General features: G+C 72.9%; 21 protein-coding genes. 13 read left to right on the forward strand and 8 right to left on the reverse strand.

Annotated features, from left to right (window positions below; genetic code table 11):
• Positions 1-62: 62 nt before the first annotated feature.
• On the forward strand, positions 63-1295 hold the full coding sequence (locus tag ACWCXB_RS19030) for a serine hydrolase domain-containing protein (protein WP_450724243.1): 1233 nt from the start codon (positions 63-65) through the stop codon (positions 1293-1295).
• A gap of 27 nt (positions 1296-1322) precedes the next feature.
• On the opposite strand, the gene ACWCXB_RS19035 is transcribed toward ACWCXB_RS19030, so the two are convergent.
• Positions 1323-1955 (reverse strand): TIGR03085 family metal-binding protein, encoded by a 633-nt coding sequence (locus ACWCXB_RS19035; RefSeq protein WP_450724245.1) that lies wholly within the window; start codon positions 1953-1955, stop codon positions 1323-1325.
• 84 nt (positions 1956-2039) lie between these two features.
• Between ACWCXB_RS19035 and hisI the strand changes: the two genes are divergently transcribed.
• From hisI to lgt, 11 genes are all read left to right on the forward strand, one after another.
• Positions 2040-2417, forward strand: coding sequence for a phosphoribosyl-AMP cyclohydrolase (hisI, locus tag ACWCXB_RS19040; protein WP_450724247.1), 378 nt, complete (start codon positions 2040-2042; stop codon positions 2415-2417).
• An 11-nt stretch (positions 2418-2428) separates the two neighbouring features.
• Positions 2429-3919 carry an anthranilate synthase component I gene (locus ACWCXB_RS19045; protein ID WP_450724249.1) on the forward strand — a complete coding sequence of 497 codons (1491 nt, stop codon included), beginning with the start codon at positions 2429-2431 and terminating at the stop codon, positions 3917-3919.
• A gap of 14 nt (positions 3920-3933) precedes the next feature.
• Positions 3934-4581 (forward strand): TIGR02234 family membrane protein, encoded by a 648-nt coding sequence (locus ACWCXB_RS19050; RefSeq protein ID WP_450724251.1) that lies wholly within the window; start codon positions 3934-3936, stop codon positions 4579-4581.
• A 93-nt stretch (positions 4582-4674) separates the two neighbouring features.
• The gene (locus ACWCXB_RS19055; protein WP_450724253.1) at positions 4675-4950 is read left to right on the forward strand and encodes an HGxxPAAW family protein; all 276 of its coding nucleotides are present in this window, start codon (positions 4675-4677) and stop codon (positions 4948-4950) included.
• 109 nt (positions 4951-5059) lie between these two features.
• A complete protein-coding gene (locus tag ACWCXB_RS19060) occupies positions 5060-5611 on the forward strand; it encodes a DUF2752 domain-containing protein (protein ID WP_450724337.1) in 552 nt (183 codons plus the stop codon).
• Between the two features lie 127 nt (positions 5612-5738).
• Positions 5739-6548, forward strand: coding sequence for an indole-3-glycerol phosphate synthase TrpC (gene trpC / locus ACWCXB_RS19065; RefSeq protein ID WP_450724255.1), 810 nt, complete (start codon positions 5739-5741; stop codon positions 6546-6548).
• A gap of 10 nt (positions 6549-6558) precedes the next feature.
• Positions 6559-6777, forward strand: coding sequence for a tryptophan biosynthesis modulator TrpM (gene trpM / locus ACWCXB_RS19070; protein ID WP_450724257.1), 219 nt, complete (start codon positions 6559-6561; stop codon positions 6775-6777).
• A gap of 66 nt (positions 6778-6843) precedes the next feature.
• The gene (gene trpB, locus ACWCXB_RS19075; RefSeq protein ID WP_450724259.1) at positions 6844-8136 is read left to right on the forward strand and encodes a tryptophan synthase subunit beta; all 1293 of its coding nucleotides are present in this window, start codon (positions 6844-6846) and stop codon (positions 8134-8136) included.
• Positions 8137-8150: 14 nt separating this feature from the next.
• Positions 8151-8960: a tryptophan synthase subunit alpha gene (gene trpA / locus ACWCXB_RS19080; protein WP_450724339.1), complete on the forward strand. Its 810-nt coding sequence runs from the start codon at positions 8151-8153 to the stop codon at positions 8958-8960.
• Positions 8961-9095: 135 nt separating this feature from the next.
• Positions 9096-9926 (forward strand): DsbA family protein, encoded by an 831-nt coding sequence (locus ACWCXB_RS19085; RefSeq protein WP_450724261.1) that lies wholly within the window; start codon positions 9096-9098, stop codon positions 9924-9926.
• Between the two features lie 103 nt (positions 9927-10029).
• Positions 10030-11004, forward strand: a complete 975-nt coding sequence (gene lgt / locus ACWCXB_RS19090) for a prolipoprotein diacylglyceryl transferase (RefSeq protein ID WP_450724263.1) — start codon at positions 10030-10032, stop codon at positions 11002-11004.
• A 107-nt stretch (positions 11005-11111) separates the two neighbouring features.
• Here lgt and ACWCXB_RS19095 read toward each other — a convergent pair whose 3' ends face one another.
• From ACWCXB_RS19095 to ACWCXB_RS19125, 7 genes are all read right to left on the reverse strand, one after another.
• On the reverse strand, positions 11112-11948 hold the full coding sequence (locus tag ACWCXB_RS19095) for an HpcH/HpaI aldolase/citrate lyase family protein (protein ID WP_450724265.1): 837 nt from the start codon (positions 11946-11948) through the stop codon (positions 11112-11114).
• Positions 11945-13195: a CaiB/BaiF CoA transferase family protein gene (locus tag ACWCXB_RS19100; RefSeq protein ID WP_450724267.1), complete on the reverse strand. Its 1251-nt coding sequence runs from the start codon at positions 13193-13195 to the stop codon at positions 11945-11947. The genes ACWCXB_RS19095 and ACWCXB_RS19100 overlap by 4 nt, the downstream gene beginning before the upstream one ends.
• Positions 13196-13234: 39 nt before the next feature.
• The gene (gene rbsK / locus ACWCXB_RS19105; protein ID WP_450724269.1) at positions 13235-14149 is read right to left on the reverse strand and encodes a ribokinase; all 915 of its coding nucleotides are present in this window, start codon (positions 14147-14149) and stop codon (positions 13235-13237) included.
• Positions 14146-15561, reverse strand: a complete 1416-nt coding sequence (locus tag ACWCXB_RS19110) for an ADP-ribosylglycohydrolase family protein (protein WP_450724271.1) — start codon at positions 15559-15561, stop codon at positions 14146-14148. The genes rbsK and ACWCXB_RS19110 overlap by 4 nt, the downstream gene beginning before the upstream one ends.
• Positions 15558-16751 carry an ADP-ribosylglycohydrolase family protein gene (locus ACWCXB_RS19115; protein ID WP_450724273.1) on the reverse strand — a complete coding sequence of 398 codons (1194 nt, stop codon included), beginning with the start codon at positions 16749-16751 and terminating at the stop codon, positions 15558-15560. Before ACWCXB_RS19115 ends, ACWCXB_RS19110 begins: the two co-directional genes overlap by 4 nt.
• 73 nt (positions 16752-16824) lie before the next feature.
• Entirely contained in the window at positions 16825-18207 is a 1383-nt protein-coding gene (locus tag ACWCXB_RS19120) for an ADP-ribosylglycohydrolase family protein (RefSeq protein WP_450724275.1), read from the reverse strand.
• On the reverse strand, positions 18189-19199 hold the full coding sequence (locus ACWCXB_RS19125) for an ADP-ribosylglycohydrolase family protein (RefSeq protein ID WP_450724277.1): 1011 nt from the start codon (positions 19197-19199) through the stop codon (positions 18189-18191). Before ACWCXB_RS19125 ends, ACWCXB_RS19120 begins: the two co-directional genes overlap by 19 nt.
• Positions 19200-19419: 220 nt before the next feature.
• On the opposite strand from ACWCXB_RS19125, the gene ACWCXB_RS19130 reads away from it, so the two are divergent.
• Positions 19420-20148 carry a VIT1/CCC1 transporter family protein gene (locus tag ACWCXB_RS19130; RefSeq protein WP_450724279.1) on the forward strand — a complete coding sequence of 243 codons (729 nt, stop codon included), beginning with the start codon at positions 19420-19422 and terminating at the stop codon, positions 20146-20148.
• Positions 20149-20290 lie beyond the last annotated feature (142 nt).

Raw genomic sequence — 20290 nt, forward strand, 5'->3', positions numbered from 1 at the left:
CCCCGTGGCCGCCCGGGTGTTCCCCAGTACTTCACGGCACTCGCTCGCCCATAGTGCAGGGCATGAGACGAAACCGGCGGGCCGCGCTCCTCTGTGTCGCGGTGTTCATCGCCGCGATCCTCCAGGTCACCGCTCTCGCCCCCGCACCCTCGGCGCCGGGGAAGGACCGCCCCTGCGTCAGCTCCCCGCCACCCCGCGGCGGTCCCGCCCGCGAGGTGCTGGACATCGCCCAGCGGGCCAGGACCGAGCTGGGCCTCAACTCGGTGGTGCTGCGCGTCACGAGGGACGGCGAGGAGGTTCTGACGACCGCCCTGGGTGAGTCCATGACCGGCGTACCCGCGACGCCCGACATGCACTTCCGGGCCGGGTCGGTCGCCATCGTCTACATGGGCATGACCCTGCTGCAGCTGGTGGACGAGAAGAAGGCGCGGCTCGACGACCCCGTGTCCCGCTGGCTGCCGGACGCCCCGCACGCCGACGAGATCACACTGCGCATGCTCGGCGACTCCACCTCGGGGCTCCACGACTACGTCACCGACCCGAAGTTCCTCGCCGAACTGGAGGCGGCCCCGTTCCGCCACTGGACGCCCGAGGAGCTGGTGGCATTCCCGGCCGCCCACCCCCTCTGGTACGAGCCGGGCACCAGATTCAGCTACTCGCACGCCAACTTCGTGCTGCTCGGCGCAGCCCTGGAGAAGATCAGCCGCACGCCGCTCGACAAACTGCTGCAGCAGCGCGTCATGGGCCCTCTCGGGCTCGACGGCACCCGCAACAGCTTCACCGCCGAGATCCCGCAGCCGGTCCTGCACGCCTTCACCAAGGAGCGCGGCCCCTACGAGGAGTCCACCTTCTGGAACCCCTCCTGGACCACAGCACCAGGAGCGGTCCTCACCGCCCACATCTGCGACCTGGCCCGCTCGGCGGAGGCGGTAGGCACGGGCGAACTGCTGTCGCCCGCGGCGTACCGCACCCAGCTCGATCCCGGCACCGTCGGGCTCGGCGGCGCTACGAAGACCTGCCCCGCCACGGTGTGCCTGAAGAACACCGCAGCCAAGCACTTCGGCCTCGGTGTGCTCGTGCTGGACGGCTGGATCGTGACGAACCCGTCGTTCTCCGGATACGCCGCCGTCCAGGCCTATCTGCCACCCGAAGGGCTGGCCATCGCGGTCACGACGACCAAGGGCCCGAAAACCCCGGACGGCAACACGGCGGAGACCGTCGCGAGCCGGATCGCCAAGGCCCTCGCCCCCGGCCACCCGCTCCCGGCAGCCACGCCGGCCTCCCCGAGCCGCTAGGTCCTGGCCCCGACCGGAAGGCGGGCCCTAGCTCATCCCCAGCTCGGCCTCACGCACCTTGGCGACCGCGTCCTCGTCGCCCTCCAGCTCCACCGAGGACTGCTTCTGCCGGCCGAAGGCGAACATCGTGAGCTCACCCGGATCCCCGGTCACCGTCACCACCGGGGTGCCGCGGTGCGCGACCGCCGTCTGACCGTTCGGGCGGCGCAGCACCAGCCCCACCGGCGACTTCCGGCCCAGGAACCTGGCCCCCCGCTCCAGCCGCGACCACAGGGTGTCCGCGAAGACCGGGTCAAGCTCCCGCGCCGCCCAGTCGGGCTGCGCGCGGCGTACGTCCTCCGCGTGCACATAGAACTCGACCGTGTTCGCCCCTTCGTCGAACGGCTTGATCGCGAACGGCGACATCCGCGGCGGACCCGTGCGGATGAGCTGGATCAGCTCCTCGTACGGCTTTGCGGCGAATTCCGCCTGCACCCGCTCCAGCCGGCTCCTCAGGAGGCCCAGGACGATCCCCGCGGCCTCCGGGCGGCGCTCGCGCACCACCACATGCGCCGCCAGATCGCGGGTGTTCCACCCCTCGCACAGGGTCGGGGCATCGGGCCCTGCGGACTCCAACAGATCGGCGAGCAGAAGCCGTTCACGCTTGGCATGGGTCGACATGCACGTCAGCCTACGGCGGGCGACGCGCGTCCGCCCAGTGGACGCACCGCCTGAGGGAGAGCGCCGAAGCGGCACAATGACCCCATGACAGGCACGCCCAGCACGCGCAGCAACTCCAGCGCACTCGACCCCGCCATCGCAGGCCGCCTCAAGCGCAGCGTCGACGGCCTGGTCCCGGCCATCGCCCAGCAGTACGACACCGGCGAGGTGCTCATGCTGGGCTGGATGGACGACGAGGCCCTGCACCGCACCCTCACCACCGGCCGCGCCACCTACTGGTCCCGCAGCCGCCGGGAGTACTGGGTCAAGGGGGACACATCCGGCCACTTCCAGCACGTCAAGTCGGTCGCACTCGACTGCGACGCCGACACCGTCCTCGTCAAGGTGGACCAGATCGGCGCCGCCTGCCACACCGGCGCCCGTACCTGTTTCGACGCCGACGTGCTGCCGCTGGGCCAGTAGGGTCGTTCGCCATGGATCTCGAGACCTTCCGAAAGCTGGCGGCCGACCGCCGCGTCATCCCCGTCAGCCGCCGCCTCCTCGCCGACGGCGATACGCCGGTCGGCCTCTACCGCAAGCTCGCGGCGGAGCGGCCGGGCACCTTCCTCCTCGAATCCGCGGAGAACGGGCGCTCCTGGTCCCGCTACTCCTTCGTCGGCGTACGGTCCGCCGCCACCCTCACCACTCGTGACGGCCAGGCCCACTGGCTCGGCACGCCGCCCGTCGGCGTCCCCGTCGACGGTGATCCGCTGCAGGCGCTGCGTGCCACCGTCGACGCCCTGCACACGCCGCGCGACCTGGCCTCCGGAATGCCGCCCTTCACCGGCGGCATGGTCGGCTACCTGGGCTACGACATCGTCCGCAGGCTGGAGAAGATCGGCGAGCACGGCAGGGACGACCTGCAGCTGCCCGAGCTGACCATGCTGCTCACCTCGGACCTCGCCGTCCTGGACCACTGGGCCGGCACGGTCCTGCTGATCGCCAACGCGATCAACCACAACGACCTCGACACGGGTGTCGACGAGGCGTACGCGGACGCCGTGGCCCGCCTCGACGCCATGGAGGCCGACCTCTCCCGCCCCGTCACGTACGAGCCGCACGCCCTGCCGCCGTCCGAGCTGCCCCCGTACACGGCGCCGCTGTGGGGCGGCGAGCAGTTCCAGGAAGCCGTCGAGGACATCAAGGAGCGCATCCGCGCGGGCGAGGCATTCCAGGTCGTCCCCTCACAGCGCTTCGAGACGCCGTGCGAGGCGAGCGCCCTGGACGTCTACCGGGTGCTGCGGGCCACCAACCCGAGCCCGTACATGTACCTGCTCCGCTTCGAGGGCTTCGACGTCGTCGGCTCCAGCCCGGAGGCCCTGGTCAAGGTCGAGGACGGGCGCGCCATGGTGCACCCGATCGCCGGCACCCGCCCCCGCGGCGCCACCCCGCAGGAGGACCACGACCTCGCCGAGGAACTGCTCGCCGACCCCAAGGAGCGCGCCGAGCACCTCATGCTCGTCGACCTCGGCCGCAACGACCTCGGCCGGGTCTGCGAGCCGGGCTCGGTCGAGGTCGTCGACTTCATGTCCATCGAGCGGTACTCGCACGTCATGCACATCGTCTCGACCGTGACCGGCACCGTCGCCTCAGGCCGTACCGCCTTCGACGTCCTGACCGCCTGCTTCCCTGCCGGCACGCTCTCCGGCGCGCCGAAGCCCCGCGCGATGCAGATCATCGAGGAGCTGGAGCCCTCGCGGCGCGGACTGTACGGCGGCTGTGTCGGCTACCTCGACTTCGCGGGCGACTCCGACACCGCCATCGCCATCCGTACGGCCCTGCTGCGTGACGGCACCGCGTACGTACAGGCAGGCGCGGGGATCGTCGCCGACTCGGACCCGGTCGCCGAGGACACCGAATGCCGCAACAAGGCGGCCGCGGTGCTGCGGGCCGTGCACACGGCGAACCGGCTGAACGGCAACTGAACCGGTAGGGGATAGTGGGGTACGTGAGTGCTGCATCCGTACCCCAGCCCCGTACCGAGAGCGCCGCGGCCGCCACAGGCAGCCGGCGCAGCCTCGCCGCCGCCCTGCTGCTCGGCGCCGTCGGCGCCGCCGTGGTGCTGCTCGCCTCCGGCCAGACCTGGGCCGAGGGCACGGTCGACGCGATCGGCGGCAGTGTGCCCCTGGAAGCCGGCGGCCGGGACGTCACCGGTGTTCCGGCCGCGCTCGCCGTCGTCGGTCTGGCCGCGCTCGTCGCCCTCTTCGCCGTGCGCCGGGCCGGGAGGCTGCTCGTCTCCGTCCTGCTCACCCTCAGCGGTGCGGGTGCGGCGGTCGCCGCGTACAGCAGCGTCTCCGGGACCGCGGCCCTCGACGAGCAGGCGCGGCGGACCACCGGGGACAGCGCGGCCGTGGTCGACTCGCTCACGCACACCGCCTGGCCGTTCGTCACGGCCGCCGCCGGACTGCTGATCCTGGCCGCCGGTGTGCTCGCCCTGCGGTACGGCGCCGCCTGGCCCGCGATGTCCGGCCGCTACGAACGCGAGGGCGCCGGTCCGCGCAAGGCGGCCGCTGCGACCGATCCGGACCGGCCGGAGGACCTGTGGAAGGCCCTCGACCGCGGCGAGGACCCCACGCGCGATCAGTGACGACCCCCACGTCCTGACACCCCTGCGAGTACGGGACAATAGGGTACGAGCGTCCGACTCACCCCACAGCGCAAGACGAACGAGGAGCAACACATGGCGGGCAGCAGCCACGGACACACCCCGGCCGCCTGGACCGGCGTCACCATCAGCTTCATCGGCTTCTGCATCGCCGGAGTCTTCATGGTGGCGGCCAATCCGCTCGGCTTCTGGGCAGGAATCGCCGTGACGCTGCTCGGCGGTGTCGTGGGCGGTGCGATGAAGGCCGCGGGTCTCGGCATGCCCAAGCAGCAGCCCATCCGTGTCCAGGCCCCCGCCCAGGCCGCGAAGGCCGCGCAGCCCGCGCCGGCCGGGGCCACGGTGGCCTCCTGACGCCACGAGCATCCCTCAGGAACCCCTGAGCGCTCCGAGCGAGGCGCAGTCCGGTGAGCCCGGGCTGCGCCTCTTCGTATGCCCGGGGGACAATCACGGGGTGGATGTCATCCCTGCCGCCGCCTCCGGCCCTGGCGAGCCCCCCGTGCCGGGGCCCGCGCCGCACCAAGCGCCCGCTTCCGCGCACGCCACCCCCGCCTCTGCGCACGGCCCGGTGCCGGTGCCGGTGCCGTTGTCGATGTCGGGGCCCACGGCCGGCCGCACACCGCTCGTACGGCGGCTCGCCTCGCCGCTGGCAACCATGGCCGGGGTCGCCGCGGCCTTCGCGTACGTCGGCACGGTGGACCCCAACGAGCCCGGGCACTATCCGGTCTGCCCCCTGCTGCGGCTGACCGGGATCTACTGCCCCGGCTGCGGGGGCCTGCGCAGCGCCCACGCCTTCATCACCGGCGATCTCGGTGCCGCCCTCGGCTCCAACGCCGTCGCCACCGTCGGTTACGGAGTCTTCGCCGTCCTGTGGACCGTCTGGCTCGTCCGTGCTGTCCGGAACCGGCCGCTGCGCATCGGCCTCCGGCCCGCCTGGTGGTGGGGTCTCGGCGGGATTCTGCTGGTCTTCACCGTCGTACGGAATCTTCCGTTCGGGGCGTTCCTCGCGCCATGACCGGCAGTAAGCGGTTCCAGGTAGTGGGACGCCCGTCAACCGGATGCGGGGCCTTCGCCCTCCTACGGATACCATCGAGATTGCTGACAGTGATCCACCATCAACCTCCCGGAAGGGGGCCGCTCGCGTGAGTGTGCTCGACGAGATCATCGAAGGCGTGCGCGCCGACCTCGCAGAGCGGCAGGCGCGGGTCAGCCTCGACGAGCTCAAGGAGCGTGCCGCCAAGGCGCCCCGGGCCAAGGACGGCGTCGCCGCGCTGCGCGGCGACGGGGTCAAGGTCATCTGCGAGGTGAAGCGCTCCAGCCCTTCCAAGGGTGCGCTCGCCGCCATCGCGGACCCTGCCGGACTCGCCGCCGACTACGAGGCGGGCGGCGCGGCCGTCATTTCCGTCCTCACCGAACAGCGCCGCTTCGGCGGCTCGCTCGCGGACCTGGAAGCCGTGCGGGCCCGGGTGGACATCCCGCTGCTCCGCAAGGACTTCATCGTCACGTCGTACCAGCTGTGGGAGGCCCGTGCCTACGGTGCCGACCTGGTCCTGCTGATCGTCGCGGCACTCGACCAGGAGGCGCTCGTCTCCCTGATCGAGCGTGCCGAGTCGATCGGCCTCACCCCGCTCGTCGAGGTCCATGACGAGGACGAGGTCGAGCGCGCCGTGGACGCCGGAGCCAAGATCATCGGCGTCAACGCACGCGACCTCAGGACCCTCAAGGTCGACCGTTCCACCTTCGAACGGGTCGCCCCCGAGATCCCCGCGGGCATCGTCAAGATCGCCGAGTCCGGCATCCGCGGCCCGCACGACCTGATCGCGTACGCCAACGCCGGCGCCGATGCCGTCCTCGTCGGCGAGTCCCTGGTCACCGGCCGCGACCCCAAGGCCGCCGTGGCCGATCTGGTCGCCGCGGGCGCCCACCCGGCGCTGCGGCACGGGAGGGGCTGACCTCCCGCTCATGACCACCGCCGTCCGCCGCGTACCGCCGCCCCGGCCGAGCCTTCGCCGCCCGGCCGGCGCGGCCGCGTCCGCGCGCGTGCCGCACGCGCCGCTGGCGCGCGGCTGCCGCCCGCGCGGCTGCCGGGCCCCGGCCCGCCGGGTGCACGGACGGCGCGTCCGGTACGTGATCGGGGACGAGCCCGGCCAGGTCAACGGCATGCGATGGCGCCGCCGCTGAGCCCCCGCTCAGCGACCCGACGTCACTTCATTTCTCTTCAGCTGATCGCTCTTGAGGAGTTCTGGCATGCCCAGCGATTACTTCATTCCCGACCCCGAGGGTCTGGTGCCCAACGCCGAGGGCTACTTCGGCGCCTTCGGCGGCAAGTTCATCCCCGAGGCCCTCGTCGCCGCGGTCGACGAGGTGGCCGTCGAGTACGACAAGGCCAAGGCCGACCCCGCCTTCGCCGCCGAGCTCGACGACCTGCTCGTCCACTACACCGGCCGGCCCAGCGCCCTGACCGAGGTGCCCCGCTTCGCCGAACACGCGGGTGGCGCGCGGGTCTTCCTCAAGCGTGAGGACCTCAACCACACCGGCTCGCACAAGATCAACAACGTGCTCGGCCAGGCGCTGCTCACCAAGCGCATGGGCAAGACCCGCGTCATCGCCGAGACCGGCGCCGGCCAGCACGGCGTCGCCACCGCGACCGCCTGTGCGCTCTTCGGCCTCGACTGCACCATCTACATGGGCGAGATCGACACCCGGCGCCAGGCGCTGAACGTCGCCAGGATGCGCATGCTCGGCGCCCAGGTCGTCCCGGTGAAGTCCGGCAGCCGCACCCTCAAGGACGCGATCAACGAGGCGTTCCGCGACTGGGTCGCCAATGTCGACCACACCCACTACCTCTTCGGTACGGTCGCGGGCCCGCACCCCTTCCCCGCGATGGTCCGCGACTTCCACCGGGTCATCGGCGTCGAGGCCCGCCGCCAGATCCTGGAGCGCGCCGGCCGCCTCCCGGACGCCGCCGTGGCCTGTGTCGGCGGCGGCTCCAACGCCATCGGCCTCTTCCACGCCTTCATCCCGGACACGGACGTACGGCTGGTGGGCTGCGAGCCCGCGGGCCACGGCGTCGAGACCGGCGAGCACGCGGCCACGCTGACCGCGGGCGAGCCCGGCATCCTGCACGGCTCGCGCAGTTACGTCCTCCAGGACGACGAGGGCCAGATCACCGAGCCGTACTCGATCTCGGCGGGGCTCGACTACCCGGGCATCGGCCCGGAGCACTCGTACCTCAAGGACAGCGGACGAGGCGAGTACCGGGCCGTCACCGACGACGCCGCGATGCAGGCGCTGCGGCTCCTGTCCCGTACGGAAGGCATCATCCCGGCGATCGAGTCCGCGCACGCGCTCGCCGGAGCCCTGGAGCTCGGCAAGGAGCTCGGCAAGGACGGACTGATCCTGGTCAATCTGTCCGGTCGCGGCGACAAGGACATGGACACCGCCGCCCGCTACTTCGGGCTGTACGACGAGAACGCCGCGACTTCCGTGGCGGCGGACGCGGCCGGAGAGGTCGCCGAGATCGAGGGGGACGCCAAGTGAGCGGGGCTGCATCCATCAGCGGGAAGACGCTGCTGAGCGACACCCTGGCGCAGGCCAAGGCCGAGAACCGGGCCGCGCTCATCGCGTACCTCCCGGCCGGCTTCCCGACCGTGGACGGCGGCATCGAGGCGATCAAGGCGGTCTTCGACGGCGGTGCGGACGTCGTCGAGGTCGGCCTGCCGCACAGCGACCCGGTGCTCGACGGCCCCGTCATCCAGACCGCCGACGACATCGCCCTGCGGGGCGGCGTCAGGATCGCCGACGTCATGCGCACGGTCCGCGAGGCCCACCAGGCCACCGGCAAGCCGGTGCTCGTGATGACGTACTGGAACCCGATCGACCGCTACGGCATCGAGCGCTTCACCGCCGAACTGGCCGAGGCGGGCGGCGCGGGCTGCATCCTGCCCGACCTGCCGGTCCAGGAGTCCGCGGTGTGGCGCGAGCACGCCGAGAAGCACGGGCTCGCCACGGTCTTCGTGGTCGCCCCGAGCAGCAAGGACGAGCGGCTCGCCCAGATCACGGCGGCGGGCTCCGGCTTCGTCTACGCCGCCTCGCTGATGGGTGTCACCGGCACCCGCGAGTCGGTCGGCGCCCAGGCCCAGGACCTGGTCCGGCGCACCCGTGCCACCAGCGAGCTCCCGGTCTGTGTCGGCCTCGGCGTCTCCAACGCGGAGCAGGCGGCCGAGGTTGCGGGCTTCGCCGACGGCGTGATCGTGGGCTCGGCCTTCGTCAAGCGGCTGCTCGACGCGGACGACCATGCGGCGGGCATCGCTGCGGTGCGCATGTTCGCGGGCGAGCTGGCGAAGGGCGTCCGCAAGCGCTGACGGCGCCCGCGCGGGGCGGGCTCGGTCCGCGCAGGTTCTGATTCGCGCAGGGATCTGATCGGACCGGCTCACCCGTCCGGGTGGACCTCGGGCCGGGGAGGCGCATAGGTGCCTCCCCGGTTCGTTGCTGTGGGCGTGAGCGAGAAGAACCGTGACGGAAGGCGGGCCGCGCGAGAGCGGCTCCTGCAAGAGCGTGAGCTGGACAAGGCGCGCGAGAAGCGAAGGCGTCTGTTGATCGTGTCCGCGGCTGTGGTCGGTGTCCTCGGACTGGCCGCGGTCATCGGTGTGATCGCGGCCAACAGCGGAGGCAAGGACGACAGCTCGGAGGCCGGGCCGGTCGTCGCGCCCAGCGGCGCCGAGGGCGAGGAGCAGCTCGCCCTCCCGGTCGGCGCGAGCGACGCGCCGTCCACGCTCACGATCTGGGAGGACTTCCGCTGCCCGGCCTGCGCCCAGTTCGAGAACGGGTTCCGGGACACGATCCATCAGCTGACGGACTCCGGTCAGCTCAGGGTCGAGTACCACCTTGCGACGATCATCGACGGGAACATGGGCGGCACCGGCTCCCTGCGCGCGGCGAACGCGGCGGCGTGCGCCCAGGACGCCGGAAAGTTCGTGCAGTACCACGACGTGCTGTACCAGAACCAGCCCCCGGAGACCGAGGACGGCTTCGCCGACACCGACCGCCTCCTCGAGCTGGCCGGGAAGGTCGAAGGGCTGGACACGCCCGCGTTCCGCCGCTGTGTGGAGGAGGGCAGGCACAACAGCTGGGTGAACAAGTCGGCACAGGCCTTCCGCGAGGGAAGCTTCCGCGGCACGCCGACCGTGCTGCTGAACGGGAAGGCGGTGTTCCCCCAGAGGAAGGGCGAGCAGATCTCCCCGGCCAACCTGAAGAAGTGGGTCGCCGAGGCGAACGCGGCCAAGACCAAGAAGCCGGGGACGGCGCAGCCGAGCCCGGCGGGTTCCTGAGGGCGCGGCCTCCCGAGGGCTCTGTCATTCGGCTGCTCGTTATGCAGACGTTGCCGGGTGGGTTGCGACGCCTCCCGCCCGGCAGGGTAGCGTCGGACCTGCCATGGACCTTGCCTACATTCCCAGCCCGTCGACCGGTGTGCTCAACCTCGGACCGGTTCCGCTGCGCGGCTATGCCTTCTGCATCATCATCGGCGTCTTCGTTGCCGTCTGGTACGGCAACAAGCGCTGGATCGCCCGCGGCGGCAAAGCCGGCACGGTGGCCGACATCGCCGTCTGGGCGGTGCCGTTCGGCCTCGTCGGCGGCCGCCTGTACCACGTGATCACCGACTACCAGCTGTACTTCAGCGAGGGTGAGAACTGGGTCGACGCGTTCAAGATCTGGCAGGGCGGCCTCGGCATCTGGGGCGCGATCGCCCTGGGTGCGGTCGGCGCCTGGATCGGCTGCCGCCGGCGGGGCATCCCGCTGCCCGCGTACGCCGACGCCATCGCGCCCGGTATCGCCTTCGCGCAGGCGATCGGCCGCTGGGGCAACTGGTTCAACCAGGAGCTGTACGGCAGGCCGACGGATCTGCCCTGGGCCCTCAAGATCAGCGAGGGCGTGAACCGCGAGGCGGGCCTGTACCACCCGACGTTCCTGTACGAGTCGCTCTGGTGCGTCGGCGTCGCGCTCCTGGTCATCTGGGCCGACCGCCGCTTCAAGCTCGGCCACGGTCGTGCCTTCGCGCTGTACGTCGCCGCGTACTGCGCCGGCCGCGGCTGGATCGAGTACATGCGCGTCGACGAGGCCCACCACGTCCTGGGCCTGCGTCTGAACGTGTGGACCGCGATCGTGGTCGGCGTCCTGGCCGTGGCGTACATCGTGATCTCGGCGCGGCTGCGCCCGGGCCGCGAGGAGATCGTCGAGCCCGCGAGTCCCGCCGCCGCACCTTCGGATGCGGCGTCCACGGAGTCCGAGCCGGAGTCCGAGCCGGAGTCCGGGCCGGAGTCCGAGCCCGCGGTCGACGCCGTCCCGCTGGACCTGGACAAGGCCCCCGACGGCAACCCGGCGGACCCCGAATCCGCCCACAAGAGCTGACCGCTCCGCTCACGCTCTCCCAGGCCGCCCGACCGCGATGGTCGGGCGGCCTTGTGCGTCCCCGCCGTATGCGTCTCCGCCGCCGTGGAACCCGGACGGGCCACGGGTCACTCGCCGCGGCGCGCCAGGGAGAGGGTGCGGTGGGCCGTGGCGACCACCGCCGCGTCGACGAAGCGGCCGTCGGGGAGGGCCAGCGCGCCCGCGTCCGTCTCCGCCGCCGTGACGATCTCCTCGGCCGCTTCGACCTCCTCCGGGCTCGGGAGGTACGCCCGCTCGATGACCGGCAGCTGGCGGGGGTGGATCGCCGCCCGGCCGAAGAAGCCGACGGCGCGGCCGTGGGCACAGGATTCCGCGAGACCGTCCAGATCGCGGATGTCGGGGAACACCGACTGCGGCGGCGGCGCGAGCCCCGCCGCGCGGGCCGCGACCACGACGCGGCTGCGCGGCCAGTCGAGGCCACGGTCGTCCCGTACCCCCAGGTCGGCGCGGAGGTCGGCCTCGCCGAGGGCGATCCCGCGGACCGCGGGGTGGGCGGTGGCGATGGCGTACGCGTGCTCGACACCGGACGCCGACTCCAGCAGCGCGTACAGCTCCGTCCCGGGGGCGAGCGACGCCGGACCCCGGATGTCAGTGGCGTGTGTCACCTTGGGGATGCGCAGTGCGGACAGGCCGGGAAGTCCGGCCAGCGCAGCGATGTCCTGATCTGCGTGGATCCGGACATGGACGGGCACCGGCTGGGGGGAGGTGAGCAGTTCGGCGGTCGCCGCGAGGGCGTACTCCTTGCGGTCGGGTGCGACCGCATCCTCGAGATCGACGATCACGATGTCGGCTCCGCAGGAGAGCGCCTTGTGCACGACGTCGGGATGGTCGCCGGGGGCGTACAGCCAGGTGAGCGGGGTGGTTTCGGGAGTGCCGGCAAGAGGGGTGTCCGATGGGGCGGTCATAGCACGCCTTCGCTGCGCAGCGCGGCGATCCGGGCCGGCGAGAGCCCGAGTTCGCCCAGCACGGCATCGGTGTCCGCACCGTGCGGCCTGCCCGCCCAGCGAATCCCCCCAGGAGTCTCGGAAAGGCGGAAGAGGATGTTCTGCATACGGATCGGCCCGAGTTCCGGGTCGGGGATCTCGGTGACGCTGTCCAGCGCGCGGTACTGGGGATCGGCCATGACATCGCGGATGTCGTAGACGGGCGCGATCGCCGCCTCCGCCTTCTCGAACGCGTCGAGGACCTCGTCGCGGGTGTGCCGGGCGATCCACGCGCCCACCGCCTCGTCGAGTTCGTCGGCGTGCTCGGCCCGCCCGCTGCCCGTGGCGAACCACGGCTCGCCCGTCAGCTCCGGGCGGCCGACGAGCCTCATGACACGTTCGGCGACGGACTGGGCGGAGGTGGAGACGGCGAGCCAGGTCCCGTCGGCCGCGCGGTAGGTGTTGCGCGGGGCGTTGTTGCGGGAGCGGTTGCCGCTGCGCGGCTGGACGTAGCCGAGCTGGTCGTACCAGATGGGCTGCGGGCCGAGGACGGTGAGGATCGGTTCGATGATGGCCATGTCCACGACCTGGCCGTGGCCGGACGCGGCCCGGGCGGTCAGCGCGGTCATCACGGCGTAGGAGGTCGCGAGTGCGGCGATGGAGTCGGCGAGACCGAAGGGAGGGAGTGTGGGCGGACCGTCGGGTTCGCCGGTGATGGCGGCGAAGCCGCTCATCGCCTCGGCGAGCGTGCCGAAGCCGGGCCGGTGGCAGTACGGGCCGAACTGACCGAAGCCGGTGACCCGGGCGAGGACGAGGCGGGGGTTGGCGGCGCTCAGCTCCTCCCAGCCGAGCCGCCACTTCTCCAGGGTGCCGGGGCGGAAGTTCTCGATGAGGACATCGGCGGTGGCGGCGAGACGGAGGAGGGTCTCGCGGCCACCGGGCATGGACAGGTCGAGCGTGATGGTGCGTTTGTTGCGGCCGAGCAGCTTCCACCAGAGGCCGACCCCGTCCTTCGATGGGCCGTGCCCGCGTGACGGGTCGGGTTTTCGGGGGTGTTCGACCTTGATGACGTCGGCGCCGAAGTCGCCGAGCATCGTCGCGGCGAGCGGCCCGGCGAACAGCGTGGCGAGATCGAGGACGCGCAGCCCGGCGAGCGGACCGTCTGCGGCGGCACCGGCGCTTGTGGTGGGGTGAGGGGCGGCGACACCGTCGGCGTCGGGGTCGTGCATGGGGGCTCCAAGCTCCTTGCGAGGCTCCGGCGGGGGTACTCAGTGGTTGACCGGGCTGTGGGCGGCGTCCGCCGCCTCGTCGATCTCCGGGCGGTACGGCATGGAGGACGAGGCGCCGGGGCGCTGGACGGAGAGCGCGGCGGCGGCCGAGGCCCAGGCCATCGCGGCGGGCATCGGCCTGCCCTCGACCACGGCCACGGCGAGGGCGCCCACGAAGGTGTCGCCCGCGGCGGTCGTGTCGACGGCGCGGACACGGGGGGCGGGCACGGTGACGGGTTCGGCGCCGCGGGCCGCGTAGAGGCTGCCCGCCGCGCCGAGGGTGATCACCACCTCCGGCACCTGGCGGAGCAGCGCCTCGGCGGCGGCGTACGGGTCGGCGATTCCGGCGAGGGCCGCGGCCTCGTGCTCGTTCGGCACCAGCAGATCGATGGCGGCCAGCAGTTCGGGCGGCAGGGGCTGCACGGGCGCCGGGGTGAGGACGGTGCGAACACCGTGGCGCCGGGCGGCCTGGGCGCCGGCGATCACGCCGTTCAGGGGGAGTTCGAGCTGAAGGAGGAGAGCGTCGGCGGTGGCGATGAGGGCCTCGTCGCCGGGGATGAGGTGATCGACGGTGCCGTTGGCGCCGGGGACGACGACGATCGCGTTGCCGCCCTCGTCGTCGACGACGATGTGCGCGGTGCCGGACGGGCCCTCGGCCGTGCGCAGCAGGTCGGTGTCGACGCCGGAGCCGTCGAGCGTGGCCCGCAGGCGTACGCCGAAGTCGTCCGTGCCGACGGCGCCGATCATCGACACGGCGCCGCCGGCGCGGGCGGCGGCGACGGCCTGGTTGGCGCCCTTGCCGCCGGGGACCGTACGGAACTCGCGTCCCGTGACGGTCTCTCCGCGCCGCGGGGCCTTCGCGACGTAGGCGACGAGGTCCATGTTGGTGCTGCCGAGCACCACGATGCCGGTCATGGGCGGAGAACCTCCTGGAAGGTCAGATGGGCGAGGGAGTCGAAGCCGATGCCGTCGAAGCCGGCGACGGTGGTGGCGAGCCGGTTCTTGAGCGGCGCGGTCCACCGCTCGGGCAGCCGGTCGGGGTGCCCGGCGAGCAGCCCGGCGAGGGAGCCGGCGGTGGCTCCGGTGGAGTCGGTGTCCCAGCCGCCGGACACGGCACGGCAGATGGAGCCGGTGAAGTCGCCGTCGGCGTGGGTGAGGGCGGCGGAGAGGAGCGCGGTGTTGGGGATGACGTGAACCCAGTGGTATCCGCCGTAGGCGGCGTGCAGACGGTCCACGACATCGTCGAAGTCGCTGTGGGCGGTGGCCGTTCCGATGCCGAAGCGGACGGCTTGGGCGAGGCGCGAACGGGCCGGGACGACGCGGAGGCCGGTGCGCAGGCACCGGTGGACGTCCGCCATGCCGGTCGCCGCGTCGGCGAGGGCGGCGGCGACGAACATCGCGCCGAACACCCCGTTGGCGGTGTGCGTGAGCGTTGCGTCCCGGTGCGCCTGCACGGCGGCCGCGGCCGGATCGCCGGGATGCGTCCACCCGTGTACGTCGGCACGGATCGCGGCGCCGATCCACTCGCGGAACGGGTTGTGGCGGACGGCGGTGAACGGCGGCTCGAGACCGGCGAGCAGGTTGCGGAAGGTCACGCGCTCGGCGGTGAAGGTGCGGCCGGCCGGAAGTTCGTCGAGCCAGATCCGGGCGACGTCGGTCGTGCGGAAGTCGTGTCCGTACCGCTGGAGGAGGAGCAGGTTGAGGAGGGGGTAGTTGAGGTCGTCGTCCTCGGGCATGCCGTCGATGTTCTCGGCCAGGGAGGTGGTGCCGGAGCGGCGGTTCCAGGGGTGGGCGGCGAGCAGCTCAGCGGGGACGCCCTTGGCGGTGAACCATGTGGTGAGCGGCCAGTTGCCGGTGGCGCGGGCGAGGGCGCGGATGGCGTGGAGGGGGAGTTTCTCGACGGGCTTGCCGAGCAGACATCCGGCGGCGCGCCCGAGCCAGGCGGCGTGGAGGCGGTCGAGGAGGCCGGCACCCGGCCCGGGGGAGGCGGGCGCTTCGCGCGCGGGGCGGGGCCGGCCCGGTGAGTGTCCTGCCGCCGCGTCCGGCCAGTCGGGGCAAGCGGCCTTGATGGCCGGCAGGTCCGTCGGCTCGTACGGCGCCAAGGGGCTGGGGAATTCCCCGAGTTCGTCCAGCAGGCGGATGGCGAGGGCGCGGAGGTGAGGGGGCGCGGGGGTGGGCGAGGCACCCGCTGAGGGCGGGGCGGAGGAGCCCCCCGCCGCCTGCCAGCAGCGGGCGATCGGCGATGCGTCACGGCCGTCCTCCGCAGCCTGGCGCAGTTCGTGGCCGACGAGGTCCTCGGGCTGGACCCACGTGAGGCGGAGGTTCATCGGGAGTCCGTCAGGGTGTCCGTCAGGGTTTCGGTCAACCGGGCGAAGGCCGATTCGTGGGAGCGGCGGCGTTCGGTGTCGCGGGTGAAGACCTCGTACGTGACCTCCGTCAGCGTCCGTGCCGGGGTGTGCAGGTCGAGGCGGCTGGCCTCGGCCACGGTCTTGACCCAGTCGGGCGGGATCGGCTCCTCGCCGTACAGCGCGCCCGCGATCGCGCCGGACATCGTGGCGATCGAGTCGCAGTCACGGCCGTAGTTGACGGAGCCGAGAACCGTACGGCGGTAGTCCCCGTCGCCGACGAGCAGCATGCCCAGGGCGATCGGGAGCTCCTCGATGGCGTGCAGCCGGGACGGGCGGCGGGCCGCGAGGGACGGCGCGCGGTAGTCGGGGCCGACCGTGTCGAAGGGAGCGACCGCCGCGCGCAGCGGCGCGAGGGCCGACTCGAAGTCGCCGTGGCGGGCGGCGACTTCGGCCACCGCCTCGATCGCCGAGCGGGTGCCGTCCTTGGCGTGGGCGAGACAGGCGTCGACGACGGTGGCAGGCGTCGCGCCGGGAGTGCAGGCCGCGGCGACCGCCGCCGCGAACACACCCGCCGCCTCGCGGCCGTACGAGGACTGGTGGGCGCCCGCCACGTCCACGGCCTCGGCGTACGCGGCGGCCGGGTTCGCGGCGTTGACCAGCCCGACGGGCGTCATGTACATCGCGGCACCGCAGTTGACGATGTTTCCGGTACCGGCCTCGCGAGGGTCGACATGACCGTAGTGAAGGCGGGCGACGAGCCACTTCTCGGCGAGGAAGATCCGCTGTAGGGGAAGGGCCTCGGCCTCCAGCTCCGGGATCCAGCGGGGGTTGGAGACGAGGTCGGGAACGAGGTGGTCGGCGATCGCATAGGCGTCGAGGTGGTCGCGCACGGCCGCGTACACGCGGACGAGGGCGTGCGTCATCAGGGTGTCGTCGGTGACGTGCCCGTCGCCCTTGTGGTACGGCGCGATGGGGCGGGCGGTGCGCCAGTCGTCACCGTGCCACGGGCCGACGATGCCGCGGACGCGGCCGCCGTGGCGTTCCACGATCTGCTCCGGCGTGTAGCCCTCGACCGGGCCGCCGAGTGCGTCGCCGACCGCCGCGCCGACGAGGGAGCCCGTGATCCGGTCGTCGAGTGCCGTGACCGTCGGGAGCGCTGAGAGTGTCATGCCGGAATTGTCCACCCGGGGTGGTCGCGGGCTGGGAATGCTGAGTCGGGGATTCGTCACCGACGGGGGCGAGTTACGCGGGCGGTGCCCCGGGTGGGCGCAGCGTGTCGGCGAGGAGCCCGGCGAGTTCCACGAGATCGGTGCCGGCGAGGCGGGGGAGGGCACAGCCGGCGAGGGTGCGGCAGGCGTCCCGCCACGCGGCGGGCACGGCCGCGCCACCGCCGAGCGCGCCGGTCAGCGCCCCGGCGAGGGCGGGCGCGGAGTCGGCGACGCGGGACAGACAGGCGGCGGCGGGGATCGCGCCGGTGACCTCGCCGCGGGCGGCGATGGCGAGGGCGAGAGCGACGGGGACGGTCTCGGCCGCGGCGATGCCGTAGCTGTAGACGTGGTCGACGATCTGGTGCTCCAGGAGGGGGACGAGGGAGAACGCGTCGTCGGCGTCGCGGGCGAGCTTGACGGCGTGCCGGGCGTTGCGGCCGATCTCGGTGGCGTCGGGGAGCTGGGCGAGGGCGGCGTCGACGGCGATGCCGACGTCTGCGCCGCCGAGGGCTGCGGCGACGGCCGCCGCCATGGCACGGGCGCCGTGGACGCCGTCGCCGTCCTGGGTGTAGCGGGCGTCGAACTCGGCGAGTTCGGCGGCGGCCTGCGGGTTGCCCGGATGGACGACGGCGAGGACCGTGGCGCGGATGCATGCGGCGTCGTCGAAGTAGTGCGGGTTGTCGTGGCCGGTGGCGGGCGGGCGCAGACCGGTGGCGAGGTTGCCGAGTCCGGCGCGTACGGAGATACGGGCGCGGAGGGGGAGTACGGCGGACTCGACCTCGGGGGCGCGGGCGGCGGCCGCGGCGACCTTGCCGGCGAGGGCGTTCCAGGCGAGGTCCACCGCGGCGCGCATACGTCGGCCGAGGTCGAGGCCGTGGAAGTGCTCACCCGCGGCGGTGAGCACGGTCTCGGCGGCGAACGCGGCCCATTCGGCGTCGTCGGACGGGCCGAGGCGGAGGGGCTCGGGGGGCTGGTTGAGAGCGATGGGTACGGGGAGGGTGGTCGTGGCGTTCTGCTCGGCGAAGGTGTCGAGCTCGCGGGTCAGGCGCCGGGTCCATTCCGGCATCCGGCTGGCCCGGTGCCGGGCGGCGGGCCAGCCGGCGGCGTCCCCGGCAGCGAGCCCGAGGAGCAGGCCTTCGATACGGGTGCCGGTGCCCGAGCTGCTCGTGCCGGTGCGGTCGCGGTGGGGGCGCGGCGCCCCGGGCGCGACGGCCGCAGCCTCCTCGCGGGGGCCGTCGTCGTCCGGGGCGGGGACCGTATCGGGTGTGTCGGTCCTGTCGGTCCTGTCGGTCCTGTCGGTCCTGTCGGTCTGGTCGGTCGGATCGGTCGGATCGGTCGGGTCCGGGGCGAGGTCCGGAGGGGAGTCCGGGGGGCCCGGGGTGGGCTCCTGGGTGGGGTCTAGCGGGCCGGGGGGCATGGGAGGGCCTCGGTGTCGTCGTCGGGGGTGAGGAGGTCGGCGATGTCCAGGACGTGGTAGCCGCGCATGGCGGGGAGGCAGCTGCCGCGGACCGGGCCGATGGCCGCGGCCCACTCCGCGGGGATGGCGGAGGCGCCGGACATGGCACCGGCGAGGGCGCCCGCGACCGCCGCCGTGGTGTCGGCGTCGCGGCCCATGTTGACCGCGGTCAGGACGGACGTACGGAAGTCGCCGCGGGCCGCCGCGAAGGCGCCGAAGGCCAGGCCGACGGCCTCGGGGGCCAGGTCCGTCCACGGGTAGCCGCCGATGACCACGGCGGACCGGACCGTACGTTCGCGGGCGAGGGGCTCGGGCTCGGCCCGCTCCGCCGCCACGACCGCACGCCGCATGGAGCGCGAGGTCCAGGAGTCCATCGGCACGACCGACAGGGCCGCGCCGATGATCCCGGCCGGGCCCTCGCCCGCCACGGCCGCCGCGACCCCCGCCGCCACCGCCTGGCCGCCGTAGATGCCCTCGCCGTCGTGGCTGACGCAGCCGTCGATGGCGACCAGCCGCGCGGCCTCGGCGGGGTCGCCCGCCGCGAAGACGCCGAAGGGCGCCGCGCGCATCGCGAGACCGTCGCTCCAGGCGTGCCGGTGCTGGGCCGTGATCGGGGCCGCCAGGCCGCGGCGGAGGTTCTCCAGCGTGCCCCGCTCGCTGAAGCCCGCGCCCCGGAAGGGCCCCTCGTCGAGGTCCGCGATCCAGTGGTGCCAGGCCTTCTCGACATGTGAGACGGTCAGCGCCGAGCCGTGCCGGGCGAGCAGCAGGCCGGAGAAGATCGCGTACTCCGTGTCGTCCGTGCCCGCGGGGTTGTCCGTCACGAAGCCTTCGATCCGGCCCCACCGGCGCCGGATCTCGGACGGCCGCATGTTCTCCGCGGGCGCCCCGAGCGCATCGCCGACGGCCAGTCCGAGCAGCGCGCCGCGAGCCCGATCGCATGCAATCCACTCCAACGCGTCACCCCTTCGTGCGCACCGAGCCTGTCCTGGATCTCTGCCACGCGGGGTGCGCCGCGCGCTGCCGCAGAGCCGCGTGTCACTCGGCTGACCGCAGGTAAGTAAAGCCTGCCTTGCTGGCGCGCCCCTTACATCGCGCGTACTTTCGAGGTGTTGAGAGGGCGCGGGACGTACGGACGGACCCGCCCCGGGGGCAACCGGTCACAAGGGGAGAGCTGTGTCCATCATCGAAACCGAAGCGACACTCCACGAGGCGCACCGCGACAACCACACGCACCGCGATGTGAACGGCGGCTGGCTGCGTCCCGCGGTGTTCGGCGCGATGGACGGACTCGTCTCCAACCTCGCCCTGATGACCGGTGTCGCGGGCGGCGCCGTGTCCCAGCAGACCATCGTCATCACCGGGCTCGCGGGGCTCGCGGCCGGTGCCTTCTCGATGGCCGCCGGCGAGTACACCTCCGTGGCCTCGCAGCGCGAGCTCGTCCAGGCGGAACTGGACGTCGAGCGGCAGCAGTTGCTGGGGCACCCGATCGACGAGATGGAAGAGCTCGCCGCGCTCTACGTGGCCCGTGGTGTCCAGCCCGCGCTCGCCCGCGAGGTCGCCATGCAGCTGTCCCGCGACCCCGAGCAGGCGCTGGAGATCCACGCCCGCGAGGAACTCGGCATCGACCCGGACGACCTGCCGTCGCCGGTCGTCGCCGCCGTCTCGTCCTTCGCCGCTTTCGCGCTGGGTGCCCTGCTGCCCGTACTGCCGTATCTCCTCGGTGCCACCACCCTGTGGCCCGCCGTCCTTCTCGCACTCGCCGGGCTCTTCGGCTGCGGCGCGCTGGTCGCCAAGGTCACCGCCCGCAGCTGGTGGTTCAGCGGTCTGCGGCAGCTTGCGCTGGGCGGGACCGCGGCCGCGGTGACGTACGGGTTCGGGGTCCTCGTCGGGGCGGCCGTCTGACCCGCCCCGGGCCCGCACGGACCTTCGGCCCTGACGCTCCGGCCCGGCCCCCAGTACCCTGTGATGTACATCCCGGTGCCGAAACCCGGCACCCGGTGCGACACTGTGCATGGCTCCACACGAGTAGCCGTTACCTGGCGGT

Source organism: Streptomyces sp. NPDC001514 (assembly GCF_053597075.1).